Source organism: Pseudomonas sp. GW821-FHT03C07, from assembly GCF_059420925.1.
Map to the genome: position 1 here is coordinate 15,503 of NZ_JBWKUQ010000004.1, position 25,621 is coordinate 41,123.

At 60.9% G+C, this 25,621-nt stretch carries 23 protein-coding genes; 7 read left to right on the plus strand and 16 right to left on the minus strand.

From position 1 onward, the window contains the following. Positions 1 to 9: 9 nt before the first annotated feature. From AC07VG_RS09275 to AC07VG_RS09325, 11 genes are all read right to left on the minus strand, one after another. A complete protein-coding gene (locus AC07VG_RS09275; protein ID WP_100940076.1) occupies positions 10 to 684 on the minus strand; it encodes a NuoB/complex I 20 kDa subunit family protein in 675 nt (224 codons plus the stop codon). Positions 685 to 694: 10 nt separating this feature from the next. Beyond that, a complete protein-coding gene (locus AC07VG_RS09280) occupies positions 695 to 1,108 on the minus strand; it encodes an NADH-quinone oxidoreductase subunit A (protein ID WP_495003670.1) in 414 nt (137 codons plus the stop codon). Between the two features lie 652 nt (positions 1,109 to 1,760). Then, positions 1,761 to 3,086 (minus strand): isocitrate lyase, encoded by a 1,326-nt coding sequence (aceA, locus tag AC07VG_RS09285; protein ID WP_495003669.1) that lies wholly within the window; start codon positions 3,084 to 3,086, stop codon positions 1,761 to 1,763. Between the two features lie 500 nt (positions 3,087 to 3,586). Further along, entirely contained in the window at positions 3,587 to 4,387 is an 801-nt protein-coding gene (locus AC07VG_RS09290; RefSeq protein ID WP_495003668.1) for a secretin N-terminal domain-containing protein, read from the minus strand. Positions 4,388 to 4,644: 257 nt separating this feature from the next. After that, the gene (locus tag AC07VG_RS09295; RefSeq protein WP_495003667.1) at positions 4,645 to 5,070 is read right to left on the minus strand and encodes a GNAT family N-acetyltransferase; all 426 of its coding nucleotides are present in this window, start codon (positions 5,068 to 5,070) and stop codon (positions 4,645 to 4,647) included. Beyond that, positions 5,063 to 6,229 carry a ribosomal protein uL16 3-hydroxylase gene (locus tag AC07VG_RS09300; RefSeq protein WP_495003666.1) on the minus strand — a complete coding sequence of 389 codons (1,167 nt, stop codon included), beginning with the start codon at positions 6,227 to 6,229 and terminating at the stop codon, positions 5,063 to 5,065. The genes AC07VG_RS09295 and AC07VG_RS09300 overlap by 8 nt, the downstream gene beginning before the upstream one ends. Before the next feature lie 84 nt (positions 6,230 to 6,313). Next, positions 6,314 to 7,684 carry an adenylosuccinate lyase gene (gene purB, locus AC07VG_RS09305; RefSeq protein ID WP_495003665.1) on the minus strand — a complete coding sequence of 457 codons (1,371 nt, stop codon included), beginning with the start codon at positions 7,682 to 7,684 and terminating at the stop codon, positions 6,314 to 6,316. Positions 7,685 to 7,796: 112 nt separating this feature from the next. Further along, positions 7,797 to 8,420: a high frequency lysogenization protein HflD gene (hflD, locus tag AC07VG_RS09310; protein WP_495003664.1), complete on the minus strand. Its 624-nt coding sequence runs from the start codon at positions 8,418 to 8,420 to the stop codon at positions 7,797 to 7,799. After that, positions 8,417 to 9,550, minus strand: coding sequence for a tRNA 2-thiouridine(34) synthase MnmA (gene mnmA, locus AC07VG_RS09315; protein ID WP_495003663.1), 1,134 nt, complete (start codon positions 9,548 to 9,550; stop codon positions 8,417 to 8,419). The genes hflD and mnmA overlap by 4 nt, the downstream gene beginning before the upstream one ends. A 60-nt stretch (positions 9,551 to 9,610) precedes the next feature. Continuing rightward, positions 9,611 to 10,057 carry an NUDIX hydrolase gene (locus AC07VG_RS09320; protein ID WP_495003662.1) on the minus strand — a complete coding sequence of 149 codons (447 nt, stop codon included), beginning with the start codon at positions 10,055 to 10,057 and terminating at the stop codon, positions 9,611 to 9,613. Between the two features lie 203 nt (positions 10,058 to 10,260). After that, the gene (locus tag AC07VG_RS09325) at positions 10,261 to 12,486 is read right to left on the minus strand and encodes an NADP-dependent isocitrate dehydrogenase (RefSeq protein ID WP_495020913.1); all 2,226 of its coding nucleotides are present in this window, start codon (positions 12,484 to 12,486) and stop codon (positions 10,261 to 10,263) included. Positions 12,487 to 12,982: 496 nt separating this feature from the next. Between AC07VG_RS09325 and icd the strand changes: the two genes are divergently transcribed. Beyond that, complete coding sequence (gene icd / locus AC07VG_RS09330) at positions 12,983 to 14,239, plus strand: NADP-dependent isocitrate dehydrogenase (RefSeq protein ID WP_495003660.1); 1,257 nt, start codon at positions 12,983 to 12,985, stop codon at positions 14,237 to 14,239. Between the two features lie 76 nt (positions 14,240 to 14,315). On the opposite strand, the gene cspD is transcribed toward icd, so the two are convergent. Beyond that, entirely contained in the window at positions 14,316 to 14,585 is a 270-nt protein-coding gene (gene cspD, locus AC07VG_RS09335) for a cold shock domain-containing protein CspD (RefSeq protein WP_495003659.1), read from the minus strand. A gap of 227 nt (positions 14,586 to 14,812) precedes the next feature. On the opposite strand from cspD, the gene clpS reads away from it, so the two are divergent. Together clpS and clpA are read left to right on the plus strand one after the other, a co-directional pair. Beyond that, complete coding sequence (clpS, locus tag AC07VG_RS09340; RefSeq protein WP_040069302.1) at positions 14,813 to 15,175, plus strand: ATP-dependent Clp protease adapter ClpS; 363 nt, start codon at positions 14,813 to 14,815, stop codon at positions 15,173 to 15,175. Between the two features lie 28 nt (positions 15,176 to 15,203). After that, positions 15,204 to 17,474 carry an ATP-dependent Clp protease ATP-binding subunit ClpA gene (gene clpA / locus AC07VG_RS09345; RefSeq protein ID WP_248800039.1) on the plus strand — a complete coding sequence of 757 codons (2,271 nt, stop codon included), beginning with the start codon at positions 15,204 to 15,206 and terminating at the stop codon, positions 17,472 to 17,474. Positions 17,475 to 17,711: 237 nt separating this feature from the next. Here clpA and infA read toward each other — a convergent pair whose 3' ends face one another. From infA to trxB, 4 genes are all read right to left on the minus strand, one after another. Further along, positions 17,712 to 17,930 (minus strand): translation initiation factor IF-1, encoded by a 219-nt coding sequence (gene infA, locus AC07VG_RS09350; protein ID WP_002553999.1) that lies wholly within the window; start codon positions 17,928 to 17,930, stop codon positions 17,712 to 17,714. Positions 17,931 to 18,076: 146 nt separating this feature from the next. Next, positions 18,077 to 18,784, minus strand: a complete 708-nt coding sequence (locus tag AC07VG_RS09355) for an arginyltransferase (RefSeq protein WP_495003658.1) — start codon at positions 18,782 to 18,784, stop codon at positions 18,077 to 18,079. A gap of 102 nt (positions 18,785 to 18,886) precedes the next feature. Further along, positions 18,887 to 19,567: a leucyl/phenylalanyl-tRNA--protein transferase gene (gene aat / locus AC07VG_RS09360; RefSeq protein WP_495003657.1), complete on the minus strand. Its 681-nt coding sequence runs from the start codon at positions 19,565 to 19,567 to the stop codon at positions 18,887 to 18,889. Positions 19,568 to 19,702: 135 nt separating this feature from the next. Further along, on the minus strand, positions 19,703 to 20,653 hold the full coding sequence (gene trxB, locus AC07VG_RS09365; protein ID WP_495003656.1) for a thioredoxin-disulfide reductase: 951 nt from the start codon (positions 20,651 to 20,653) through the stop codon (positions 19,703 to 19,705). Between the two features lie 157 nt (positions 20,654 to 20,810). Here trxB and AC07VG_RS09370 point away from each other — a divergent pair, with 157 nt between their 5' ends. From AC07VG_RS09370 to crcB, 4 genes are read left to right on the plus strand one after another with little or no spacing between them, the layout of a single operon-like run. Continuing rightward, positions 20,811 to 23,222 (plus strand): DNA translocase FtsK, encoded by a 2,412-nt coding sequence (locus tag AC07VG_RS09370; protein WP_495003655.1) that lies wholly within the window; start codon positions 20,811 to 20,813, stop codon positions 23,220 to 23,222. Between the two features lie 57 nt (positions 23,223 to 23,279). Beyond that, the gene (gene lolA / locus AC07VG_RS09375) at positions 23,280 to 23,903 is read left to right on the plus strand and encodes an outer membrane lipoprotein periplasmic chaperone LolA (RefSeq protein ID WP_495003654.1); all 624 of its coding nucleotides are present in this window, start codon (positions 23,280 to 23,282) and stop codon (positions 23,901 to 23,903) included. Positions 23,904 to 23,922: 19 nt separating this feature from the next. Next, complete coding sequence (locus AC07VG_RS09380) at positions 23,923 to 25,248, plus strand: replication-associated recombination protein A (protein WP_495003653.1); 1,326 nt, start codon at positions 23,923 to 23,925, stop codon at positions 25,246 to 25,248. Further along, positions 25,245 to 25,619 carry a fluoride efflux transporter CrcB gene (crcB, locus tag AC07VG_RS09385; protein ID WP_495003652.1) on the plus strand — a complete coding sequence of 125 codons (375 nt, stop codon included), beginning with the start codon at positions 25,245 to 25,247 and terminating at the stop codon, positions 25,617 to 25,619. The genes AC07VG_RS09380 and crcB overlap by 4 nt, the downstream gene beginning before the upstream one ends. Positions 25,620 to 25,621 lie beyond the last annotated feature (2 nt).

The following is a 25,621-nucleotide window of genomic DNA, read 5'->3' on the forward strand; positions in this document are numbered from 1 at the left end:
GGATCTGGATCAGACTTCGTCGGGGCTGCGCAGGTTAGTGACCTGAATACGCTGTTCGCGGCGCTGTTCCTTTTGCGACGGCATCTCGGCGCGATACACGCCTTGATCACCGACGACCCAGGAAAGTGGGCGACGCTCCTGGCCAATCGACTCCTGCAACAGCATCAAGCCTTGCAGGAAAGCCTCGGGGCGGGGCGGGCAGCCAGGCACGTAGACGTCCACGGGCAGGAACTTGTCCACCCCCTGGACTACGGAGTAGATGTCGTACATGCCGCCGGAGTTGGCGCACGAACCCATGGAGATGACCCACTTGGGTTCGAGCATTTGCTCGTAGAGACGCTGGATGATCGGCGCCATCTTGATGAAGCAGGTGCCGGCAATAACCATGAAATCCGCCTGACGCGGCGATGCCCGGATAACCTCGGCGCCGAAGCGGGCGATGTCGTGGGGCGCCGTGAAGGCGGTGGTCATTTCCACATAGCAGCAGGACAAGCCGAAGTTGTACGGCCACAGGGAGTTCTTGCGCCCCCAGTTGACCGCGCCGTTCAGCACGTCTTCCAGCTTGCCCATGTAGATGTTCTTGTGGACTTGATCCTCTAACGGATCGGAAACGGTTTCCCGTTGGCCGATCGGGTACTGCTCGTTAGGCGCATCCGGGTCGATTCGAGTGAGATTGTATTGCATTGCCAAAGCCTCATTGTTTCAGCTTCGCCTGCCGCTTCTGACGAGCTTGCGGAGCCCAATCAAGCGCCCCCACTCGGTAAAGGTAGACAAGACCTGCCAACAGAATTGCTATGAAAACGAGAGCTTCGACGAATCCGGTCCAGCCGCTTTCGCGGACGGACACAGACCATGCAAAGAGAAAGAGGGCTTCGATATCGAAGATCACGAACAGCATCGCGACCAGATAGAATTTGGCGGAGAGCCGCAAGCGGGCGCTACCGGTGGGCAGCATGCCAGACTCGAACGGTTCGTTTTTGCTGCGGCCCCAGGCTTTTGACCCAAGGAGGCTGGAAAGACCGAGCATGAAGGCACAGAGGCCGACGACGCCGAGCAGGAAAATGGCAAAGCCCCAGTTGTGGGCCATGAGTCCGGTCGCTTCGGGCATGCGGGTAATCCTTAACAGAGCGCAAGGGGCTCTGAGCGTGATAAAGAAGTAAAAGCAGTGACGATATGTCGCAGTGCAATCTATCCCGGTGATTTTATGGCTAAACACCGGGCAAGTAAATTTTCTATAGCGAAATTATTGTCTGGAATAAGGACATGTTGAGGTCTCGATGGCTCGCAGGCCATGCGCTGTGGGCATTAGGGGCCTTTTTGTTAATTATGTTTTATCCGCATTGTAATGAACGAAGTGAATATTGAATGATAATTGATATCATCTAGGTCGCTCCAATGCTTGTTGTAGCCCGCGAAGGGAAGTGTAGTGGCTTTAAACGCCGGTGCGACGAAAGTTGCGTCGCGCGTCGTTTTAGCGTTTTTTGTCGCAATCGATACCGCTCTGGATCAATGTTTTGCATCGTCATGGCCGAACGTATTCCTTGATGTAGGAGCGAGCTTGCCCGCGATGGGCGCCAACGATGACCCGGGTTTGCTGGAGGGATGCGGTGTCCTGAAGTCCATCGCGAGCAAGCTCGCTCCTACAGGGGGGGCGTAAGTGATAGGTAAAAAAAACGCCCCGAACCAGTCGGGGCGTCAGTTTTTCAGGCATTCCAGTTAGTTCTGCTTCGTTCTGGGATGGCCGCTTGCTCGCAGCGTACTCAGTGGAACTGTTCTTCTTCGGTCGAACCGGTCAGCGCGGTCACCGAGGACGAACCGCCCTGGATCACGGTGGTCATGTCGTCGAAGTAGCCGGTGCCGACTTCCTGCTGGTGCGCAACGAAGGTGTAACCCTTGGCCGCGTCGGCGAATTCCTGTTCCTGCAGCTTCACGTAGGCGGTCATGTCGTTGCGGGCGTAGTCGTGCGCCAGGTTGAACATGCTGTGCCACATGTTGTGGATACCCGCCAGGGTGATGAACTGGTGCTTGTAGCCCATGGCCGACAGTTCGCGCTGGAACTTGGCGATGGTCGCGTCGTCCAGGTTCTTCTTCCAGTTGAAAGACGGCGAGCAGTTGTAGGACAGCAGTTGGTCCGGGTATTCCTTCTTGATGGCTTCGGCGAAGCGACGGGCTTCGTCCAGGTCCGGCTTGGCGGTTTCACACCAGATCAGGTCGGCGTACGGCGCGTAGGCCAGGCCGCGGGCGATGGCCTGGTCGAGGCCGGCGCGGACTTTATAGAAGCCTTCCTGGGTGCGTTCGCCGGTCACGAATGGCTGGTCGTACGGATCGCAGTCCGAAGTCAGCAGGTCGGCGGCGTTGGCGTCGGTACGGGCCAGGATGATGGTCGGTGTACCGGCAACGTCGGCGGCCAGGCGGGCGGCGGTCAGCTTCTGTACGGCTTCCTGGGTTGGAACCAGTACCTTACCGCCCATGTGGCCGCATTTCTTCACGGAAGCCAGTTGGTCTTCGAAGTGCACGCCGGCGGCGCCCGCTTCGATCATGCTCTTCATCAGTTCGTAGGCGTTCAGGACGCCGCCGAAACCGGCTTCGGCGTCAGCCACGATCGGTGCGAAGTAGTCGATGTAGCCGTCATCACCCGGGTTCTTGCCGGCTTTCCACTGGATCTGGTCGGCGCGACGGAACGAGTTGTTGATGCGCTTGACCACGGTCGGCACGGAGTCCACCGGGTACAGCGACTGGTCGGGGTACATGGATTCGGCGGAGTTGTTGTCCGCGGCCACTTGCCAGCCCGACAGGTAGATCGCCTGGATGCCGGCCTTGACTTGTTGCACGGCCTGGCCGCCGGTCAGGGCGCCCATGCAGTTGACGAAATCTTTATCCGGACGGAAGGATGGCTTGGCGCCCTGGGTGACCAGGTTCCACAGTTTCTCGGCGCCCATGCGGGCCAGGGTGTGCTCGGGTTGAACCGAGCCACGCAGGCGGACCACGTCAGCGGCGGAGTAAGTGCGTGTCACGCCTTTCCAGCGCGGGTTTTCAGCCCAGTCTTTTTCAAGGGCTGCAATTTGCTGTTCGCGTGTCAGTGCCATGGAGATAAACCTCGTCGCATAGGTCTTTAGGTGGAGAATTCATGCTCCGCCGGGTGTTCAAGCCGAGGGCTTGGACAAACGGCTGCTCGCTGACCAGAAGCTTAGGCGCTCAGGTGCGGTCTGGCGGGGAAGGCGACGATTGAACGATGGGCTCAAGGGGGAAGTGAGCGAGGCGAGGGCGAGCCATCGGGCGCATTGGGGCATCGTGGGCCTTCATGCAGACTTCAGGGTCTTGCCGTTCTACCTATTACGCTTCCGTCCCTCGGGACAACTTCGTTCCAGTCGCAACCTCGTCAAACGCGCCTTGTGGGCGGTACAGACACGAATCGGCTCAGGTGGGTAGGTTAGAGCGGCGATCCGAAGGCCCTTGCCAGGGCCCCTGATTAGCGGGAGCGAGGTCATCATGCCTTCGGTTTTTTGGCTCGTCAAACATTTTGTAGTGCTTTTTTTAGGCACTACATCTTTAGTCTAATACGACTTGTCAGTCAGTTTTTGGTGCTTTAGTCCAGGCTGTCGACTTTCACCCGCAAAGTCATGTCGTTACGTCCGGAGGTCGAGTAGCTGCGGGTTAGCGCCTGCCGGTCGGCCTGGCTCTGGCCGTTGACGCCAGCCAGGGTGATCCACTCGCCCAGGCGCCCGCTGACGGTTGTGTCGGTGCTTTGCACATTCACTACATCCTGACGTTCCTGGCTGATCCGGTCACGATTTGTGCTGATGGACAGGTGAACGATGTCGCCGGTGACGCTGGCGGTGACGTAGAAGCCTTGGGTCACGTTGCGGTATTGGCTCTGTATTTGCGTCAGGGGTTGCTGGTTCGGGTTCTGGTTCTGGTTGGAGCCGTTGCCGAAGGACTGGTTGGTGCTGATGGCGGTGGTCAGCGGCACGCTCTGGCCGACCTGGATCAGTGCCGGGGTGCCTTCGACGGTCTGCACCTGCTGTATGCCGCCGTCGCGACTGGCGGTGCCGTAGTTGATGATACGGGTCTGGTTCTGGCCGTTGACGGCGTAGCCCTGGCTGTTCTGATCGTTGTTTTCACTGGTGTCGACGCTGATCAGCAGACGCTTGGCCGGGGTGTCCAGTTGTCCGAGGAAGTCGCGCAGTTCCTTGATCTTGGCCGGTTCGGCATTGACGATCAGTTGGTTCTGGTAGGCGCTGGCCTTGCCGTCCTTACCGAGAAAGTCCTGGGCCACGGGCAGCAGGTCGGCGCTGGTGCGGTAGTTCAGGGGGATGATTTCGGTGGCGGCCTGGGCGCTGAGCGTGCAGGTCAGTAGCAGGCCGGTGAGCAGGGTGCGTAGGGACATGTCCGTTATCTCCGCGTTGGACTGGGCAATGGCTTGAGTTTGACAGTTTCTCGGCCATTGGTGGGTCAAGTTGAATCGCGGACGGCAAAACGCCCCGGCATCGGGGGATGGCGGGGCGTTTTTGGAGTGTGTCTGCTGACGCCTTCGCGGGCAAGCTCCGCTCCCACGGGTTTTGCGCCACACACAAAATCTGTGGTTGCCCTCAATCCTGTGGGAGCGGAGCTTGCTCGCGAATGGCTGCGCAGCAGCGCCGGCTTTTAAACCGAGTTGCGCACCATATCGACGTGGGGAATCCCGGCTTCGAGAAACTCCTCGCTGACAATGCTGAACCCCAGACGCTCATAGAACCGGGTCGCCTGGACCTGGGCACTGAGCATTTGTTGCTTGAGGCCGCGTTTCTCGGCCTCGCCGATCACCGCCTGCATCAGCGCGTCACCGACCTTCAGCCCGCGCCAGTCCTTGAGCACCGACACCCGGCCGATATGACCGTCCGGCAGCAGCCGGGCGGTACCAATCGGGAAGTCTCCCTCGAAGGCCAGGAAATGCGCGGCACCGCTGTCATCGGCGTCCCACTCCAGTTCCGGTGGAACCGACTGCTCGGCGATGAACACCGACTCACGAATGCGCCGAATCTCGGCGTTATCCTTTTGCCAGTCCGCGACACGTACGTGAATTCTATTCATCGGCAAATCCCAGGCTTCCTTGTTTGACCAGCTGACACAGCAGGCTACGGCCATCTTCATCGGCCAACCATGGCGCCAGATTATCCTCGTGCAGCGCATCGGCCGCACAGATCATTTTCAACAGCTCGCGCAGCTTGCCCGGCAGCAGGCGGCTCTGTCCGCTGGCGAACAGTAGCAGGTCGTCGTCGACTTCGGACCAGGCCATGCGTGCGCTCGGGTTGCGGATCAGCACCGCGCCCTGTTGCAGGCCATCAAGCAGGTCTTCTTCTTCGAGTTCCGGGCCCACCACCAGCTCCGGATAACGTGGCTCGGTCATGAACTGGCCGAACCAGGTCAGCAACAGGCGCTCGTCGCTCATGTGCTCGGCCAGCAAGCTTTTCAGGCGGTCGAGGGCGTCGTGCTGGATCTGGTGCGGATCGGCCACCGGCTGCGCGTCGGCGTCGGTGTAGCGTTCTTCGTCCGGCAGGAACTGGGCGAGGAAGTCGGTGAAGTGGGTCAGTACTTCAGCGGCGCTCGGTGCGCGGAAACCTACCGAATAGGTCATGCAGTCGTCCACGGCCACGCCGCAATGGGCCAGGCGCGGTGGCAGGTAGAGCATGTCGCCGGGTTCCAGGGTCCACTCGGCGGTTTCCTCGAAGCCGGCGAGGATGCGCAGGTCGGCGTGTTCCAGCAGCGGGCTGGTGGAATCGCACATCTGGCCGATTTTCCAGTTGCGCTTGCCGTGGCCCTGGAGCAGGAACACATCGTAGTTGTCGAAGTGCGGACCGACGCTGCCGCCGGGTGCGGCAAAGCTGATCATCACGTCGTCGATGCGCCAGCTCGGCAGGAAGCGGAAGTGCTCCAGCAGCTCGGCGACTTCCGGGACGAACTGGTCCACGGCCTGCACCAGCAGGGTCCACTCGCGTTCCGGCAGTTGGCTGAAGGCGTCTTCGGCGAACGGGCCACGGCGCAGTTCCCAGGGGCGCTCGCCGTGCTCGATGATCAGGCGCGATTCGACTTCTTCTTCCAGGGCCAGGCCGGCGAGTTCATCGGCGTCGATCGGGCTTTCGAAATCCGGAATGGCCTGACGGATCAGCAGCGGTTTTTTCTGCCAGTAGTCACGCAGAAATTCCCGGGCGGTGATGCCGCCCAGAAGTTGCAGAGGAGTATCAGGATTCATGTGTAACCTATTGAAAAAACGTATTTTTAAGACTGGAATAAAAACGCCCGGCTCAGCCGGGCGTTCAGAGCGGGTACGGTGCGATCAGATACGCTGGGCCTGGGCCACGGCGTTGCCGATGTAGTTGGCCGGGGTGAGCTTTTTCAGCTCGGCCTTGGCGTCCGCGGGCATCTCGAGACCGTCGATGAAAGTCTGCAGCGCTTCCGGGCTGATGCCCTTGCCGCGGGTCAGTTCTTTCAGTTTTTCGTACGGGTTTTCGATGTTGTAGCGACGCATGACGGTCTGGATCGGCTCGGCCAGGACTTCCCAGCAGGCGTTCAGGTCGGCGGCGATTTTCTGCTCGTTGAGCTCCAGCTTGCTGATGCCCTTGAGGCTGGCTTCGTAAGCAATGATGCTGTGGGCGAAGCCGACGCCGAGGTTGCGCAGCACGGTGGAGTCGGTCAGGTCACGCTGCCAGCGGGAGATCGGCAGTTTGCTGGCCAGGTGCTGGAACAGCGCGTTGGCGATGCCCAGGTTGCCTTCGGAGTTCTCGAAGTCGATCGGGTTGACCTTGTGCGGCATGGTCGAGGAACCGATTTCGCCGGCAATGGTGCGCTGCTTGAAGTAGCCCAGGGAGATGTAGCCCCAGATATCGCGGTCGAAGTCGATCAGGATGGTGTTGAAGCGCGCGATCGCGTCGAACAGTTCGGCGATGTAGTCGTGCGGCTCGATCTGGGTGGTGTAGGGGTTGAAGCCCAGGCCCAGTTCGTCTTCGATGAAGGCGCGGGCGTTGGCTTCCCAGTCGATCTGCGGGTAGGCCGACAGGTGCGCGTTGTAGTTGCCCACGGCACCGTTGATCTTGCCCAGCAGTGGCACGGCGGCGACTTGGGCGATCTGGCGCTCCAGGCGGTAGACGACGTTCGCGAGTTCCTTGCCCAGGGTGGTCGGCGAGGCCGGCTGGCCGTGGGTGCGCGAGAGCATCGGCACGGCGGCGAAGCGCTGGGCCAGTTCGCGGATGGCTTCGGCGATCTGGCGCATCAGCGGCAGCAGCACGTCGTCACGGCCTTCGCGCAGCATCAGGGCGTGGGACAGGTTGTTGATGTCCTCGCTGGTGCAGGCGAAGTGGATGAATTCGCTGACGTTGGCCAGTTCAGGCAGCTTGGCGGCCTGTTCCTTGAGCAGGTACTCGATGGCTTTGACGTCGTGGTTGGTGGTGCGCTCGATCTCCTTCACACGCTCGGCGTGTTCCAGGGAGAAGTTCTCGGCGAGGGTGTTCAGGACCGCGTTGGCTTCGGCGGAAAAAGCCGGAACTTCGCCGATCTCGGCGTGGGCGGCCAGGCGCTGGAGCCAGCGCACTTCCACCAGCACGCGCGCACGGATCAGCCCGTATTCACTGAAAATAGGGCGCAGGGCCTGGGTTTTGCCGGCGTAGCGGCCGTCAACAGGGGAAACCGCAGTGAGCGAAGAAAGCTGCATGGGGTGTTCTCGGACAGTCGGGCAACGAAATGGGGCGCGTATCATACATGAAAATAACCACCGGTCTGTTGCCAACCGACCGGCGTCTTGCGCTTTTCGCGGATAACAGCGCCTAGGCGCTGTGCATCAGCGGGTACAGTTCCTTGAGCAGCTTGCGCCGGCTGACCACCAGTTGCCAGCGATGGCCGCCCAGTTGTCGCCACAGGCGCGCCGAGCGGATACCGGCCAGCAGCAGGGCGCGGATCTTCGAGGCGTTGCTCGGTTGTTGCAGGTTGCGCATGTCGCCGTGCACCTGGATACGCTGGCGCAGGGTGCTCAGGGTGTCCTGGTACAGGGCGCCACAGGCGGCCACCACGTTTTCGTGGGACGGGCCGAAATGCTCGACCTGGGACTGGATCTGCGGCAGGCGCTTGCTGATGATCTCCAGCAGGTCGTCACGCTTGGCCAGTTGGCGCTCGAGGCCGAGCATCGACAGGGCATAGCGCAGCGGTTCGCGTTGCAGGGCGCTGGGATCGCGCTCGAGGGCGCCGATCAGCGCGCGGTAGCCTTCACGCAGCTGGAGGTCGTCGCCGCCGTAGACTTCCAGGGTGTCCTTGGGGTCGCGCACCAGCAGGCTGCCGAGCATGCAGCTCAGGCCGGCTTCGCTGGATTGGCCGCTCTTGGCGATCTTGTCCACCAGCACCGCGGCGAGAAATACGCCGCCCAACGCCGTCAGTTGCTCCTGGGTCGGGCTCATGGACGCTGTTCCTTGAAGGTCCAGGGCTCGGCGACTTCGATCACGCCGCCACCGAGGCAGATCTCGCCGTCGTAGAACACCACCGATTGACCCGGGGTCACCGCGCGCTGCGGTTCGTCGAACACGGCGCGATAGCCGTTTGCGGTCTGTTCCAGGGTGCAGGACTGGTCGCTTTGGCGATAGCGCACCTTGGCCGTCAGTTTGCGTGGCGCGCTCAAGTCCACCGGGTTGACCCAGTAGATCTCCGAGGCGAGCAGGGCGCGGGAAAACAGCCATGGGTGCTCGTTGCCCTGGCCGACGATCAGTTCGTTGTGCTCCAGGTCCTTGAGCAGCACGTACCACGGCTCGTCGCTGGCGTCCTTCAGGCCGCCGATGCCGAGGCCCTGGCGCTGGCCGATGGTGTGGTACATCAGGCCGTGGTGACGGCCGATGACTTCGCCTTCGGTGGTCTTGATCTCGCCCGGTTGGGCCGGCAGGTACTGTTTGAGGAAATCGCTGAAGCGCCGTTCACCGATAAAACAGATGCCGGTGGAGTCCTTCTTCTTCGCCGTGGCCAGCTCGTGTTTCTCGGCGATCGCACGCACTGCGGGCTTTTCCAGCTCGCCGACCGGGAACAGGGTCTTGGCGATCTGCTCGCCGCCGACGGCGTGGAGGAAGTAGCTCTGGTCCTTGTTCGGGTCCAGGCCCTTGAGCAGTTCGGTGCGACCGTCGATGTCGCGGCGACGCACGTAGTGGCCGGTGGCGATCAGGTCGGCACCGAGCATCAGGGCGTAGTCGAGGAACGCCTTGAACTTGATTTCGCGGTTGCAGAGGATGTCCGGGTTCGGCGTGCGTCCGGCCTTGTATTCGGCCAGGAAGTGCTCGAACACGTTGTCCCAGTATTCGGCGGCGAAGTTGGCGGTGTGCAGCTTGATGCCGATCTTGTCGCACACGGCCTGGGCGTCCGCCAGGTCGTCCATGGCGGTGCAGTACTCCGTTCCGTCGTCTTCTTCCCAGTTCTTCATGAACAAGCCTTCCACCTGATAACCCTGCTCCATCAGCAGGACAGCGGAAACGGAAGAGTCTACGCCGCCGGACATGCCGACGATGACGCGCAGGTTTTCTGGGGCGGTGGCAGCTGGATCACGCATAGGGATTCAATGAGTGTCTTCGAAAAAGGACGCGATTCTAACAGGCCCGGGCCCGCAAGGCTAAAGAGAAGGGCGGATCAGCTCGAGACTGTGCGGGGGACCGGCCAGATAATCGTCCAGGCAACGGATGATCAGCTCGCTGCGCCATTGCGGGCGCAGGGCCAGCAATTCGTCGCGGGTCAGCCAGCGCGGGCCGATGATGCCGTGGTCCAGTTGATATTCGGGGTGGTGTTTGAGCGGTTTGCCGGCAAAACAGACGCGCTGGTAGGTTACGCCGTTGCTCGGGGCGGTATAGAGATAGATACCGATGACGCCAGTCAGTTCGACGTCCCAGCCGGTTTCCTCGAGGGTTTCGCGGAGGGCGGCGTCGCTGAGGCTTTCATGCGGGTCCAGGTGGCCGGCGGGCTGGTTGAAGACCACCTGTCCGTCTTGCAGTTCTTCGACCAGCAGGAAACGGCCATTGTCTTCGACGACGGTGGCGACGGTGATGTGGGGTTGCCATTCCATAGGGTGGGGCTCTCTTTGAACATGAGGGCATCATAGGGCGAACGCGGTCCCGTGTGGGAGCCGGCTTGCCGGCGATGCATGGCTCAGGGGCCTCATCGCCGGCAAGCCGGCCCCACGGGATTTGTATTCACAGGGCGATGAATGCTTGGGCCACAAACACAAACCCCGGCACTGGGCCGGGGTTTGTGGTGTTTCCAGAACGCTTACACCAGCGCAGCAATCGCCGCGTTGAAGGTCGTGCTCGGACGCATGGCCTTGCTGATCAGCTCGGCATCGGCGTGGTAGTAACCGCCGATGTCCACTGGCTTGCCCTGTACGGCGTTGAGTTCGGCAACGATAGTCGCCTCGTTCTCGGCCAGGGTCTTGGCCAGTTGGGTGAACTGGCCTTGCAACGCAGTGTCTTCGCTCTGGGCGGCCAAGGCCTGGGCCCAGTACAGCGCCAGGTAGAAGTGGCTGCCGCGGTTGTCGATGTTGCCGACTTTACGCGATGGCGACTTGTTGTTGTCGAGGAACTGGCCAGTGGCCTGGTCCAGGGTCTTCGACAGCACCAGGGCTTTCGGGTTGTTGTAGGTCACGCCCAGGTGCTCAAGGGAAGCGGCCAGGGCCAGGAACTCACCCAGGGAATCCCAGCGCAGGAAGTTCTCTTCCACCAGTTGCTGCACGTGTTTCGGTGCCGAACCGCCGGCGCCGGTTTCGAACAGACCACCGCCATTCATCAGCGGCACGATCGACAGCATCTTGGCGCTGGTGCCCAGTTCCATGATCGGGAACAGGTCGGTCAGGTAGTCGCGCAGCACGTTACCGGTGACCGAGATGGTGTCCTTGCCGGCACGGGTGCGGGCCAGGGTGAGTTTCATGGCATCGACCGGCGACATGATCTGGATGTCCAGGCCGGTGGTGTCGTGGTCCTTGAGGTAGGTCTGGACTTTTTCGATCACCACGCCGTCATGGGCGCGCATTGGGTCGAGCCAGAAGATTGCCGGAGTGTTGCTGGCGCGGGCACGGTTGACGGCCAGCTTGACCCAGTCCTGGATCGGCGCGTCCTTGGCTTGGCACATGCGGAAGATGTCGCCGGCTTCCACGGTTTGTTCCAGCAGGGTGCGACCGCTGTTGTCGGAAACCCGAACCACACCGTCGACCTTGATCTGGAAAGTCTTGTCGTGGGAGCCGTACTCTTCGGCTTTTTTCGCCATCAGGCCGACGTTCGGCACGCTGCCCATGGTGGTTGGGTCGAAGGCGCCGTGTTGCTTGCAGTCTTCAATCACCGCCTGATAGATGGTGGCGTAGCAGCGATCCGGGATCACTGCCTTGGTGTCGTGCAGCTGGCCGTCGGTGCCCCACATCTTGCCGGAGTCACGGATCATCGCTGGCATCGAGGCGTCGACAATGACGTCGCTCGGCACGTGCAGGTTGGTGATGCCTTTGTCGGAGTTGACCATGGCCAACGCCGGACGGGCGGCGTAGACCGCCTGGATGTCGGCTTCGATCTGCGCCTGCTGCTCGGCCGGCAGGGCCTTGATGCGGGCGTACAGGTCGCCGATGCCGTTGTTCAGGTTGAAGCCGATCTGCTCCAGCACGACGGCGTGCTTGGTCAGTGCGTCTTTGTAGAACTCGGCAACGATCTGACCGAACATGATCGGGTCGGAGACCTTCATCATGGTGGCTTTCAGGTGAACCGACAGCAGCACGCCTTGTTTCTTGGCGTCTTCGATTTCAGCGGCGATAAAGCTGCGCAGGGCGTTCTTGCTCAGCACGGCGCAATCGAGGATCTCACCGGCTTGTACGCTGGTTTTCTCTTTCAGGACGCTGGCAGTACCGTCCTGGGCGATCAGCTCGATCTTGACGCTGCCGGCCGTGTCGATCAGCGCGGCTTTTTCGCTGCCGTAGAAGTCGCCGGTGCTCATGTGCGCGACGTGGGACTTGGAGTCGGCGGCCCAGGCGCCCATCTTGTGCGGGTGCTTGCGTGCATAGTTCTTGACCGACAACGGCGCGCGGCGGTCGGAGTTGCCTTCGCGCAGGACCGGGTTCACGGCGCTGCCCTTGATCTTGTCGTAACGGGCGCGAGCGTCTTTCTCGGCGTCGTTGCTGACGGTTTCCGGGTAGTCCGGGATGTTGAAGCCCTGGGCTTGCAGTTCCTTGATCGCGGCCTGCAGTTGTGGAACCGAGGCGCTGATGTTCGGCAGCTTGATGATGTTGGCTTCAGGGGTGATGGCCAGCTCGCCCAGTTCGGCGAGGTGATCCGGCACGGCCTTGGCGCCCAGTTGTTCGGGGAAGCTTGCGAGAATGCGTCCGGCCAGCGAGATATCGCGGGTTTCCACGGCGATATCAGCCGAAGCGGTAAAGGCCTCTACGATAGGCAACAGTGAATAAGTGGCGAGGGCAGGGGCTTCGTCGGTGAAGGTGTAGATGATCTTCGAACGGTTGGGCATATTCGGATTAACTCTCTTCTTTGCTAAAGCATGCGCAGAAACTCGAGATGCGCCGGGTAAGCGCGTTCGTTCAAAAGTCATCCATGAGCCGAATGTCGAGGTTTCTTCGCGCGCGGTGATGTTGGGTGCATCAGTCGAGCGTCAAGCGGTCGGATTGCTATAACAACCCGGCTTTTTCGGGCGGAAAGTCTCGTTGTAGAGAGGTCAGCCGGCGTGACTCCATGGTCAGCGGCGCGATTATACATAGGTTGCTGGCAAAACGCCGATGCTTCATAAGCGACTACACTCGTCCATTGGTCTAAAGGTCGCAGGGCGCCCTGCGGCGAGGTGTCGCAAGAAGTGCTCGACTTTGGCGCTTTTACCTTTGCTTTCAAGCTTGTAGGCCGCGAATTCGAGGTTTTTCGCGGCAGATGAGTCGGGTGTGAGGTTCCCACGCGCAAGCACCTGGGGTACGCTCGAACGCAGCCAGATGTTCAATCCATAGATGGAGTTCAACATGGGATACAAGAAGATTCAGGTTCCGGCCGTCGGCGACAAAATCACCGTCAATCCAGACCATTCTCTCAATGTTCCTGACAACCCGATCATCCCCTTCATCGAAGGCGATGGTATTGGCGTCGATATCAGCCCGGTGATGATCAAGGTCGTCGACGCGGCGGTGCACAAGGCCTACGGCGGCAAGCGCAAGATCTCCTGGATGGAAGTCTTTGCCGGCGAGAAAGCCACCCAGGTCTATGACCAGGATACCTGGCTGCCCCAGGAAACCCTGGATGCGGTCAAGGATTACGTGGTCTCCATCAAGGGCCCGCTGACCACGCCGGTGGGTGGCGGTATCCGCTCGCTGAACGTGGCCTTGCGTCAGCAGCTCGACCTGTATGTCTGCCTGCGTCCGGTACGTTGGTTCGAAGGCGTGCCCAGCCCGGTGAAGAAACCTGGCGATGTCGACATGACCATCTTTCGTGAGAACTCCGAAGACATCTATGCCGGCATCGAATGGAAAGCCGGTTCGCCGGAAGCGATCAAGGTCATCAAGTTTCTGAAAGAAGAAATGGGTGTGACCAAGATCCGTTTCGACCAGGACTGCGGGATCGGCATCAAGCCGGTGTCGAAAGAGGGCACTCAGCGCCTGGTGCGCAAGGCCCTGCAATATGTCGTCGATAACGATCGCAAGTCGCTGACCATCGTGCACAAAGGCAACATCATGAAGTTCACCGAGGGTGCCTTCAAGGAATGGGCCTACGAAGTGGCGGCCGAAGAGTTCGGCGCGACCCTGCTCGATGGCGGTCCGTGGATGCAGTTCAAGAATCCGAAGACCGGCCGCAACGTGGTGGTCAAGGACGCCATCGCCGATGCCATGCTCCAGCAGATCCTGCTGCGTCCGGCCGAGTACGATGTGATCGCGACTTTGAACCTGAACGGTGACTACCTGTCCGACGCCCTGGCCGCCGAAGTCGGTGGTATCGGTATCGCGCCGGGGGCCAACCTGTCGGACACCGTGGCGATGTTCGAGGCGACCCACGGTACGGCGCCCAAGTACGCCGGCAAGGACCAGGTCAACCCCGGTTCGCTGATCCTCTCCGCGGAAATGATGCTACGGCACATGGGCTGGACCGAGGCGGCCGACCTGATCATCAAGGGCACCAACGGTGCCATCGGCGCGAAAACCGTGACTTACGATTTCGAGCGGCTGATGGACGGTGCGACGCTGGTGTCGTCTTCCGGCTTTGGCGATGCGCTGATCAAGCACATGTAACTCGACCGGCGGTCAACGAAAACGCCCGGCCCAAGTGATTGGGTCGGGCGTTTCGTTATCTGGACGTGTGTGGCTTTCAGACTCTGGCTGTGGGGGCCTGTGCTGCAACGTTCTGCGGTTTGGCAGCAGGCGCGGCAGCAGTCACCAACTGCCGGATGTTGACCGCATGCAAGCCCTTGGGGCCCTGGATGATCTCAAAGCTTACTGCCTGGCCAGCCTTAAGGGTTTTATAGCCATCCATCTGGATGGCCGAGTAATGGGCGAACAGGTCTTCACTCTTGCCTTCTTCAATGATGAAGCCGTAGCCCTTGGCATTGTTGAACCACTTGACTTTACCACTCAGCATGCTCATATCCCTCTGCAAACGACCCCATCACTGGAGTATCATCCAGTTCATCCTTCACTGCGTGAACCAGAAAAACGGTTGACGGTATGGACCTTTATTACCCACTGTGGGCTCTATTGGTTGTAACACCGTTTTGCCGATAGTCAAGGTGACCTGGCGGTCAGTATTGAAATCTGTCCACCGCGTCCCCATCACTGCAATTGCTCAACTGACGAACCTTTCTTTCCATGCATGCAATCAGCCAGATTCGACTAACATTCAATCAGGATCGCCCGGATTCCCACGACGACGATTCCGCGGGTATTGCAGTACAGGAATCCAAGCCCGCGTTGCAGGCGCCGCCGATGTACAAGGTGGTTTTGTTCAACGATGACTACACACCGATGGATTTCGTCGTCGAAGTGCTCGAGGTGTTTTTTAACCTGAATCGCGAGCTGGCGACCAAGGTCATGCTGGCCGTCCACACAGAAGGACGGGCAGTATGTGGAGTGTTTACCCGCGACATCGCCGAGACCAAGGCCATGCAGGTCAACCAGTACGCTAGGGAAAGCCAGCATCCGCTACTCTGTGAAATCGAGAAGGACGGTTAATGCCGACCACTTGGGTATGAGGTGAACTATGTTAAACCGCGAACTCGAAGTCACCCTCAATCTTGCCTTCAAGGAGGCTCGCTCGAAGCGTCATGAATTCATGACCGTCGAGCACCTGCTGCTGGCCCTTTTGGACAATGAGGCTGCCGCCACCGTCCTGCGTGCCTGTGGCGCCAATCTCGATAAACTCAAGCACGACCTGCAGGAGTTCATCGACTCCACCACGCCGCTGATCCCCGTTCATGACGAGGATCGCGAAACCCAGCCGACTCTGGGCTTCCAGCGTGTCCTGCAGCGTGCCGTTTTCCATGTGCAGAGTTCCGGTAAGCGTGAAGTGACGGGCGCCAACGTGCTGGTCGCGATCTTCAGCGAGCAGGAAAGCCAGGCGGTCTTCCTGCTCAAGCAACAAAGCGTGGCGCGTATCGATGTCGTCAACTACATCGCCCATGGCATCTCCAAGGTGCCCGGGCACGGCGATCACTCCGAAGGCGAGCAAGACATGCAGGACGAAGAGGGCGGTGAGTCTTCATCTTCAGGCAATCCACTGGACGCTTACGCCAGCAATCTGAACGAACTGGCGCGCCAGGGTCGTATCGATCCGCTGGTCGGGCGTGAGCTGGAAGTCGAGCGCGTGGCGCAGATCCTCGCGCGTCGGCGCAAGAACAACCCGTTGCTGGTGGGCGAGGCGGGCGTGGGCAAGACAGCCATCGCCGAAGGCCTGGCCAAGCGCATCGTCGACAACCAGGTGCCGGACCTGCTGGCCAACAGCGTGGTCTATTCCCTCGACCTCGGTGCCTTGCTGGCCGGTACCAAATACCGTGGCGATTTCGAGAAGCGCTTCAAGGCGCTGCTCGGCGAGCTGAAAAAACGTCCGCAGGCGATCCTGTTCATCGACGAAATCCACACCATCATTGGTGCGGGTGCCGCTTCCGGTGGCGTCATGGATGCCTCGAACCTGCTCAAGCCGTTGCTCTCCTCGGGTGATATCCGCTGCATCGGTTCGACCACCTTCCAGGAGTTTCGCGGCATCTTCGAGAAGGACCGGGCCCTGGCGCGGCGCTTCCAGAAGGTCGACGTGTCCGAGCCTTCGGTGGAAGACACCATCGGCATCCTGCGCGGCCTGAAAGGGCGTTTCGAGCAGCACCACAACATCGAGTACAGCGACGAGGCCTTGCGCGCCGCCGCCGAACTGGCGTCGCGTTATATCAATGACCGGCACATGCCGGACAAGGCCATCGACGTGATCGACGAGGCGGGGGCCTATCAGCGCCTGCAACCGATCGAGAAACGGGTCAAGCGTATCGAGGTTGCACAGGTCGAGGACATCGTGGCGAAGATCGCGCGGATTCCGCCAAAACACGTCACCAGCTCCGACAAGGAACTGCTACGTAACCTGGAACGCGACCTGAAACTCACCGTGTTCGGCCAGGATGCGGCCATCGACTCGTTGTCGACCGCCATCAAGCTGTCCCGTGCCGGGTTGAAGTCGCCGGACAAGCCGGTCGGTTCGTTCCTGTTCGCCGGTCCCACCGGTGTCGGCAAGACCGAAGCGGCCCGGCAGTTGGCCAAGGCGATGGGGATCGAGCTGGTGCGCTTCGACATGTCCGAGTACATGGAGCGGCACACCGTATCGCGTCTGATCGGTGCGCCTCCGGGCTATGTCGGTTTCGACCAGGGCGGCCTGCTGACCGAGGCCATCACCAAGCAACCGCATTGCGTCCTGCTGCTCGATGAAATCGAGAAGGCTCACCCGGAAGTCTTCAACCTGCTGTTGCAGGTGATGGACCACGGGACCCTGACCGACAACAACGGGCGCAAGGCGGATTTCCGCAACGTGATCGTGATCATGACCACCAACGCCGGTGCCGAGACCGCGGCGCGTGCGTCGATCGGCTTCGCGCACCAGGATCACTCTTCCGATGCCATGGAAGTGATCAAGAAGAGCTTCACGCCGGAGTTCCGCAACCGTCTGGACACCATTATCCAGTTTGGTCGCCTCAGTCATGAGGTCATCAAGAGCGTGGTGGACAAGTTCCTTACCGAACTTCAGGCGCAGCTGGAAGACAAGCGCGTGCAGCTGGAAGTCACCGATGCGGCACGCAGTTGGCTGGCGGAGAGTGGTTACGACGCGGCAATGGGCGCACGTCCAATGGCGCGTCTGATCCAGGACAAGATCAAGCGGCCATTGGCCGAGGAGATCCTGTTCGGCGAGTTGTCCGACCATGGCGGTGTGGTGCACATCGACATCAAGGATGGCGAGCTGACTTTCGAGTTCGAAACCACGGCTGAAATGGCGTGATGTAGGTCCTGCAAACACAACAAAGGCGCCTTCTGGCGCCTTTGTTGTGTCTGTGATTTTGAAAACACCGCGTCTTCTGTGGGAGCCGGCTTGCCGGCGACGGCGTCCCTGAGATCAATGCAGGATTCAAGGGTTCCATCGCCGGCAAGCCGGCTCCCACAAAAGAGGGGCGTCAGTCCCTAAAGTGCACACAAACAAAAACGCCCGGCGATGCCGGGCGTTTTTGTATCGACTTGCTTAGCGGGCGCGGTAAGTGATGCGCCCTTTGCTCAAGTCGTAGGGCGTCAGCTCGACGCGCACTTTGTCACCGGTGAGAATACGAATGTAGTTCTTGCGCATTTTTCCGGAGATATGCGCGGTTACGACGTGCCCATTTTCCAATTCCACGCGAAACATGGTATTCGGCAGGGTGTCGACGACAGTGCCTTCCATTTCGAAGCTGTCTTCTTTCGACATGCAGTAAAGCCCTCGGTGTCCAGTGAATGGCCCGGTGCAACTGCGCCAGGCAAAAGCGGCGTGCATTGTGCCCGAAAAAGGGGGTTCACGCCAAGGGGTTAGTACTGGCCTGGGAAATACAGTTCGATTGCGCCGGGACCGGCGCTTTAACTGAGGGTGACCCAGCGCTGGTTGATCAGCAGTTCGATCGGCCGATATTGGGTCTTGTAGTTCATCTTCTTGCAGTTCTTGATCCAATAGCCGAGGTAGACCGCTTCCAGGCCCAGCCGCTGCGCTTCGCCGATCTGCCAGAGGATAGCGTAGCGCCCCAGGCTGCGCCGCTCCTCAGCGGGCTCGTAGAAGGTGTAGACCGCCGACAAACCGTTAGGCAGCAGGTCGGTGACGGCCACGGCCAGCAGGCGTCCCTCCAGGCGGAACTCATAGAAGCGCGAGAACGGCAGGTCACGTACCAGAAAGGTGGAAAACTGGTCGCGACTGGGTGGGAACATGTCGCCATCGGCGTGGCGTTGTTCGATATAACGTTGGTACAGATCGAAGTATTCCTCGCTGAATCCTGGCTTGACGGCCTTGACCTTGAGCTCGGTGTTGCGTTTGAAAATGCGTTTCTGCTGGCGATCGGGCTGGAACTGCGCCACGGGAATCCGCGCCGGCACGCAGGCGTTGCAGTTCTGGCAGTGGGGGCGGTACAGGTGGTCGCCGCTACGACGGAAGCCCATTTCCGACAGGTCTGCGTAGACATGCACATCCATGGGCTGGCTAGGGTCGAGGAACAGCGTGGTGGCCTGCTCTTCGGGCAGATAACTGCAAGAGTGGGGTTGAGTGGCATAAAACTTCAAGCGCGCCAGCTCGGTCATGATCGACCCTCGGAATAAGCTTTCAATTACATTGAATCAAGTGTAAGCCAGCCTGGGAAAAGTCGCCTAGGCGCTGTGTGAAGGTTACCTGATCGTAACGGGTCAGGGCACCCAGGTCGCGCTGTTGGGCTGGTCCAGGTGTTCGCTCAGGTAGCGGGCGAAGTCGTCGCGGGGAATGGCCCGGGCGCCGAGGCTGTGCAGGTGGTCGGTGGGCATCTGGCAGTCGATCAGGACGAAACCCGCGGCCTTGAGGTGTCGGACCAGGGTGGCGAAACCGAATTTCGAGGCGTTGTCGGCACGGCTGAACATGGATTCGCCGAAAAACAGCTGGCCCATTGCCAGGCCGTAGAGGCCGCCCACCAGTTGCTCATTGTCCCAGACCTCCACCGAGTGGGCGAAACCGCGCTCGTGCAGCTGCAGATAAGCGTTTTGCATGGCTTCGGTGATCCACGTGCCGTCGGCATAGTCCCGTGGGGCGGCGCAGGCGCGGATCACGGCGGCGAAATCGCGGTCGAAGGTGACCTGGTAGCGTTGCTGGCGCAACAGTTTGTTCAGGCTGCGGGACACATGCAGTTCGTCGGGAAACAGCACGGTGCGCGGGTCCGGCGACCACCAGAGGATCGGCTGGCCTTCGGAAAACCACGGGAAGCAGCCATGGCGGTAGGCCTGGACCAGCCGATCGGCGGACAGGTCGCCACCGGCGGCCAGCAGACCGTTGGGTTCGCGCATGGCCTTGGCCAGGGGCGGGAAGCTTAGAGAGTTGCGTTGTAACCAGGTCAGCATGGGATTCAGGCTTGGGCAGAGGAGGGGAGGGCGGTCTTGTTGGCGCTACGCAACCTGTAGGCGCTGGCTTGCCAGCGATTGCGATGTGACATTCACCATTGTCATCGCTGGCAAGTCAGCGCAGCGCCTACAGGTTCAGTTATCGTCCAGGAACTTCTCGGCGTCCAGTGCCGCCATGCAGCCGGCACCGGCCGAGGTAACGGCCTGGCGATAGACATGGTCGGCCACATCGCCGGCGGCGAACACCCCGGGGATTTCCGTCGCCGTGGCATTGCCCTCGCTGCCGCCTTGCACCCGTAGATAGCCGTTGTGCATGCTCAACTGGCCCTCGAACAAATCGGTGTTGGGCTTATGGCCGATGGCGATAAACACCCCGGTCAGCGGCAGTTCGCGGGTTTCGCCGGTGTCGCTATGGCGCAGGCGGGCGCCGGTGACGCCGCTGGCATCGCCCAGCACCTCATCCAGATTCTCGTTCCAGTGCAGGCGGATATTGCCGTTGGCGGCTTTCTCGAAGAGCTTGTCCTGGAGAATCTTCTCCGAGCGCAGCTTGTCCCGGCGATGCACCAGGTGCACTTCCTTGGCGATATTGGCCAGGTACAGGGCCTCCTCGACCGCGGTATTGCCGCCGCCGACCACCGCCACCACCTGGTTGCGGTAGAAAAAACCGTCACAGGTCGCGCAGGCCGACACGCCCTTGCCGGCAAAGGCCTCCTCGGACGGCAGGCCGAGGTACTGCGCCGAGGCGCCAGTGGCGATAATCAAGGCGTCGCAGGTATAAATACCGCTGTCGCCCTCGAGGATAAACGGGCGCTGCTGCAACTTGGCGGTGTGGATGTGGTCATAGACGATCTCGGTGTCGAAACGCTCGGCGTGTTTTTGCATGCGCTCCATCAGCACCGGCCCGGTCAGGCCTTCGACATCGCCGGGCCAGTTGTCGACCTCGATAGTGGTGGTCAATTGACCGCCGGCTTGCAGGCCAGTAATGACCAAAGGCTTGAGGTTGGCGCGAGCGGCGTAAACGGCCGCGCTGTAACCGGCAGGGCCGGAACCCAGGATGATCAGGCGTGAATGCTTGGTTGCGCTCATAAAACACCTCATAAGCCTTTGTCACAAAAGAGAATGCGTGCTCAAATTGAACCGCGTGAAAAGTGCTGTCGGTTATGCTACACCCATGCGGTGACAGCGTGGCATCGGGCGGACAAATCCGTACAATGCCGGTTATGTAATGAAACAGTGAATCATTTTGAAGAAATCCACCGCCACACCCTCTAAAGCAGTCGTTCCGCTCTGGCGGCAGCAACTGCATTATCGCCTCAAGGAAGGTGCGCTGATCGCTATCGGCGCGTTGTGCCTGTTCCTGATGATGGCCTTGCTGACCTATGGCAAGGACGATCCGGGCTGGAGCCACAACAGCAAGATCGATAACGTGCAGAACTTCGGCGGTCCCGCGGGTTCCTACAGCGCCGACATCCTGTTCATGGTGCTGGGTTATTTCGCCTACGTGTTCCCCTTGCTGCTGGCGATCAAGACCTACCAGATCTTCCGTCAGCGCCACGAACCCTGGCAATGGAGCGGCTGGCTGTTTTCCTGGCGGCTGATCGGCCTGGTGTTCCTGGTGCTGTCCGGGGCCGCGCTGGCCCATATCCATTTCCATCAGCCCTTCGGCCTGCCGGCGGGCGCTGGCGGTGCCTTGGGCGAAAGCCTCGGTAACCTGGCGAAAAACGCCCTGAACATCCAGGGCAGTACGCTGTTGTTCATCGCCTTGTTCCTGTTCGGCCTGACAGTATTCACCGACCTCTCCTGGTTCAAGGTCATGGACGTCACCGGCAAGATCACCCTGGACCTGTTCGAACTGTTCCAGGGCGCGCTGAATCGTTGGTGGTCGGCCCGGGTCGAGCGCAAGCAACTGGTGGCGCAACTGCGTGAAGTCGACGACCGCGTTCACGATGTGGTGGCGCCGAGCGTCCCCGACAAGCGCGAGCAGGCCAAGGTCAAGGAGCGCCTGATCGAGCGCGAGCAGGCCCTGAGCAAGCACATGTCCGAGCGCGAGAAGCAGATACCGCCGGTGATTGCCCCGGCACCGGTGAAACCGGTGCAGCAGAGCAAGCGCGTGGAGAAAGAGAAACAGGCGCCGTTGTTCGTCGACAGCGCGGTGGAGGGCACCTTGCCGCCGATCTCGATCCTCGATCCGGCGGAAAAGAAGCAGCTCAATTACTCGCCGGAATCCCTGGCGGCCGTCGGCCATCTGTTGGAAATCAAGCTCAAGGAATTCGGCGTCGAAGTCTCGGTGGACTCTATCCACCCGGGTCCGGTGATTACCCGTTACGAGATTCAACCGGCGGCGGGGGTGAAGGTCAGTCGGATCTCCAACCTGGCCAAGGACCTGGCGCGTTCGCTGGCGGTGACCAGCGTGCGGGTGGTGGAAGTCATTCCCGGCAAGACCACCGTGGGCATCGAGATTCCCAACGAGGACCGCCAGATCGTGCGTTTCTCCGAAGTGCTCTCAACCCCGGAATACGACGACGCGAAATCCCCGGTCACCCTGGCCCTGGGCCACGATATCGGCGGCAAGCCGGTCATCACCGACCTGGCGAAGATGCCGCATCTGCTGGTGGCCGGTACCACCGGTTCCGGTAAGTCGGTGGGTGTGAACGCGATGATCCTGTCGATCCTGTTCAAGTCCGGTCCGGAAGACGCCAAGCTGATCATGATCGACCCGAAAATGCTCGAACTGTCGATCTACGAAGGCATTCCGCACCTGCTTTGCCCGGTAGTCACCGACATGAAGGACGCCGCCAACGCCCTGCGCTGGAGCGTCGCCGAGATGGAACGGCGCTACAAGCTGATGGCCAAGATGGGCGTGCGTAACCTGTCGGGCTTCAACCACAAGGTCAAGGAAGCCCAGGAAGCCGGCACGCCGCTGACCGACCCGCTGTACAACCGCGAAAGCATCCACGATGAAGCGCCGTTGTTGGTGAAGCTGCCGACCATCGTGGTGGTGGTCGACGAATTCGCCGACATGATGATGATCGTCGGCAAGAAGGTCGAAGAACTCATCGCCCGTATCGCCCAGAAGGCCCGGGCCGCCGGTATCCACCTGATCCTCGCGACCCAGCGGCCGTCGGTGGACGTGATCACCGGCCTGATCAAGGCCAACATCCCGACCCGCATGGCCTTCCAGGTGTCGAGCAAGATCGACTCGCGGACCATCATCGACCAGGGCGGCGCCGAGCAATTGCTCGGTCACGGTGACATGCTCTACATGCCGCCGGGCACCAGCCTGCCGATTCGCGTGCATGGCGCCTTTGTCTCCGACGATGAGGTCCACCGGGTGGTGGAAGCCTGGAAACTGCGCGGTGCACCGGAATACAACGACGACATCCTCAATGGCGTCGAAGAGGCCGGCAGCGGCTTCGACGGCGGCAGCGGTGGTGGCGATAGCGACGACGCCGAAACCGACGCGCTCTACGATGAAGCGGTACAGTTCGTCCTGGAAAGCCGTCGGGCCTCGATTTCCGCGGTCCAACGCAAGCTGAAGATTGGCTACAACCGGGCCGCCCGCATGATCGAGTCCATGGAAATGGCCGGGGTCGTGACCGCCATGAACACCAACGGCTCGCGTGAAGTACTCGCCCCCGGGCCGTCGCGCGACTGATCCGTGCCGCGTGGGTTCACGCGGCGCGCCTTTTCAATGAGTTCAATGAGGATTCCCATGCGTTTTATCCGCATGCTGTTGCTGCCGGTTCTGGCCCTGACCACGCTGTCGGCCCACGCCGATCCGAAGGACGTGGCACGTTTGACCCAGTTGCTCGAAAAATCCCAGACCCTCACCGCGCGTTTCTCGCAGTTGACCCTGGACGGCAGCGGTACCCAGCTGCAGGAAACCGCTGGCGAAATGACCCTCAAGCGCCCGGGCCTGTTCTACTGGCACACCGATGCGCCGCAGGAGCAGACCATGATCTCCGATGGCCAGAAGGTCACCCTCTGGGACCCGGATCTGGAACAGGTCACCATCAAGAAGCTTGACCTGCGCCTGACCCAGACGCCGGCTCTGTTGCTGTCCGGTGATGTCTCCAAGATCAGCGAAAGCTTCGATATCAGTGCCAAGGAAGCCGGCGGGGTGATCGACTTCGTCCTCAAGCCGAAAACCAAGGACACCCTGTTCGACAGCCTGCGTCTGTCGTTCCGCAATGGCCTGATCAATGACATGCAACTGGTCGACAGCGTCGGCCAGCGCACCAACCTGCTGTTCACCGGGGTCAAGGCCAATGAACCCATCGATGCCGCCAAGTTCAAGTTCGACATCCCCAAGGGTGCGGACGTGATCCAGGAATAAGAGGTTTCAGACGCCCGCCATGGACCTGTTCAGCCGTGCCCCGATTGCCCAGCCACTGGCCGCCCGTTTACGCGCGACCAACCTGGATGAGTACGTCGGCCAGGAGCATCTGCTGGCTCGTGGCAAGCCATTGCGCGAAGCCCTGGAGCAGGGCGCGCTGCATTCGATGATCTTCTGGGGCCCGCCGGGGGTGGGCAAGACCACCCTGGCGCGATTGCTGGCGGAAGTCTCGGACGCCCATTTCGAAACCGTCTCGGCGGTATTGGCCGGGGTCAAGGAGATCCGCCAGGCGGTGGAAGTCGCCAAGCAACAGGCCGGGCAGTACGGCAAGCGCACCATCCTGTTCGTCGACGAAGTGCACCGTTTCAACAAGTCCCAGCAGGACGCCTTCCTCCCGTATGTGGAAGACGGCACGCTGATCTTTATCGGCGCCACCACTGAAAACCCCTCGTTCGAACTGAACAACGCTTTGCTCTCCCGGGCGCGGGTCTATGTCCTGAAAAGCCTCGACGAGGTGGCGCTGAACAAGCTGGTGCAGCGTGCCTTGAGCGAAGAGCGCGGCCTCGGCAAGCGCCAACTGAGCCTGGGCGAAGAAGGCTTCAAGATGCTGTTGTCGGCGGCCGACGGCGATGGCCGGCGGCTGCTCAACCTGCTGGAAAACGCCTCGGACCTGGCCGAAGACGGCGAGGAAATCGGCGTCGAGCTGCTGCAAAGCTTGCTGGGTGATACCCGTCGGCGTTTCGACAAGGGCGGCGAGGCCTTCTACGATCAGATTTCCGCGCTGCACAAGTCGGTGCGCGGTTCGAATCCCGATGGCGCCCTGTACTGGTTCGCACGCATGCTCGATGGCGGTTGCGACCCGCTCTACCTGGCCCGCCGGGTGGTGCGCATGGCCAGCGAAGACATCGGCAACGCCGACCCCCGGGCCCTGAGCCTGTGCCTGGCGGCCTGGGATGTGCAGGAGCGGCTCGGCAGCCCCGAAGGCGAATTGGCGGTGGCCCAGGCCATCACCTACCTGGCTTGCGCGCCGAAAAGCAACGCGGTCTATATGGGCTTCAAGGCCGCCATGCGCAGCGCCGCCGAGCATGGCTCGCTGGAAGTGCCATTGCACTTGCGCAATGCGCCGACCAAGCTGATGAAACAGCTGGGCTACGGCGACGAATACCGCTACGCCCATGACGAGCCCGAGGCCTATGCGGCGGGCGAGGACTATTTTCCCGAAGAACTGGCGCCCCAGCCGTTCTACCAGCCAGTGCCTCGCGGGCTGGAACTGAAGATCGGCGAAAAGCTCAACCACCTGGCGATCCTCGACCGCAACAGCCCGCGGCAACGGAGAAAACCTTGATCCGTACGGTCCTTGCCGTCTCCGTTGCCGGTATTATCGGCACCCTGGCACGCTTCGCCGCCGGCAACCTGGTCAACGCCAATTGGCCGCGGCACTTCTATAGCGCGACATTGGCCGTTAATATCGTGGGCTGCCTGGTGATTGGCGTGCTCTACGGCCTGTTTTTGCTGCGCCCCGAGGTGCCGGTTGAGATCCGCGCCGGTTTGATCGTGGGATTTGTCGGCGGCCTGACCACATTTTCATCCTTTTCACTGGATACGGTGCGCCTGCTGGAAAGCGGGCAGGTGCTCACTGCCCTGGGCTATACGGCCCTCAGCGTATTCGGCGGGCTGCTCGCGACCTGGGCCGGCCTGTCCTTGACCAAACTCTGATA

Excerpts from the sequence above, each read along its gene's own strand:
- AC07VG_RS09275 (WP_100940076.1), bottom strand. The coding sequence starts at position 684 with ATGCAATACAATCTCACTCGAATCGACCCGGATGCGCCTAACGAGCAG.
- AC07VG_RS09280 (WP_495003670.1), bottom strand. The coding sequence starts at position 1,108 with ATGCCCGAAGCGACCGGACTCATGGCCCACAACTGGGGCTTTGCCATT.
- aceA (WP_495003669.1), bottom strand. The coding sequence starts at position 3,086 with ATGGCACTGACACGCGAACAGCAAATTGCAGCCCTTGAAAAAGACTGG.
- AC07VG_RS09290 (WP_495003668.1), bottom strand. The coding sequence starts at position 4,387 with ATGTCCCTACGCACCCTGCTCACCGGCCTGCTACTGACCTGCACGCTC.
- AC07VG_RS09295 (WP_495003667.1), bottom strand. The coding sequence starts at position 5,070 with ATGAATAGAATTCACGTACGTGTCGCGGACTGGCAAAAGGATAACGCC.
- AC07VG_RS09300 (WP_495003666.1), bottom strand. The coding sequence starts at position 6,229 with ATGAATCCTGATACTCCTCTGCAACTTCTGGGCGGCATCACCGCCCGG.
- purB (WP_495003665.1), bottom strand. The coding sequence starts at position 7,684 with ATGCAGCTTTCTTCGCTCACTGCGGTTTCCCCTGTTGACGGCCGCTAC.
- hflD (WP_495003664.1), bottom strand. The coding sequence starts at position 8,420 with ATGAGCCCGACCCAGGAGCAACTGACGGCGTTGGGCGGCGTATTTCTC.
- mnmA (WP_495003663.1), bottom strand. The coding sequence starts at position 9,550 with ATGCGTGATCCAGCTGCCACCGCCCCAGAAAACCTGCGCGTCATCGTC.
- AC07VG_RS09320 (WP_495003662.1), bottom strand. The coding sequence starts at position 10,057 with ATGGAATGGCAACCCCACATCACCGTCGCCACCGTCGTCGAAGACAAT.
- AC07VG_RS09325 (WP_495020913.1), bottom strand. The coding sequence starts at position 12,486 with ATGCCCAACCGTTCGAAGATCATCTACACCTTCACCGACGAAGCCCCT.
- icd (WP_495003660.1), top strand. The coding sequence starts at position 12,983 with ATGGGATACAAGAAGATTCAGGTTCCGGCCGTCGGCGACAAAATCACC.
- cspD (WP_495003659.1), bottom strand. The coding sequence starts at position 14,585 with ATGCTGAGTGGTAAAGTCAAGTGGTTCAACAATGCCAAGGGCTACGGC.
- clpS (WP_040069302.1), top strand. The coding sequence starts at position 14,813 with ATGCATGCAATCAGCCAGATTCGACTAACATTCAATCAGGATCGCCCG.
- clpA (WP_248800039.1), top strand. The coding sequence starts at position 15,204 with ATGTTAAACCGCGAACTCGAAGTCACCCTCAATCTTGCCTTCAAGGAG.
- infA (WP_002553999.1), bottom strand. The coding sequence starts at position 17,930 with ATGTCGAAAGAAGACAGCTTCGAAATGGAAGGCACTGTCGTCGACACC.
- AC07VG_RS09355 (WP_495003658.1), bottom strand. The coding sequence starts at position 18,784 with ATGACCGAGCTGGCGCGCTTGAAGTTTTATGCCACTCAACCCCACTCT.
- aat (WP_495003657.1), bottom strand. The coding sequence starts at position 19,567 with ATGCTGACCTGGTTACAACGCAACTCTCTAAGCTTCCCGCCCCTGGCC.
- trxB (WP_495003656.1), bottom strand. The coding sequence starts at position 20,653 with ATGAGCGCAACCAAGCATTCACGCCTGATCATCCTGGGTTCCGGCCCT.
- lolA (WP_495003654.1), top strand. The coding sequence starts at position 23,280 with ATGCGTTTTATCCGCATGCTGTTGCTGCCGGTTCTGGCCCTGACCACG.
- AC07VG_RS09380 (WP_495003653.1), top strand. The coding sequence starts at position 23,923 with ATGGACCTGTTCAGCCGTGCCCCGATTGCCCAGCCACTGGCCGCCCGT.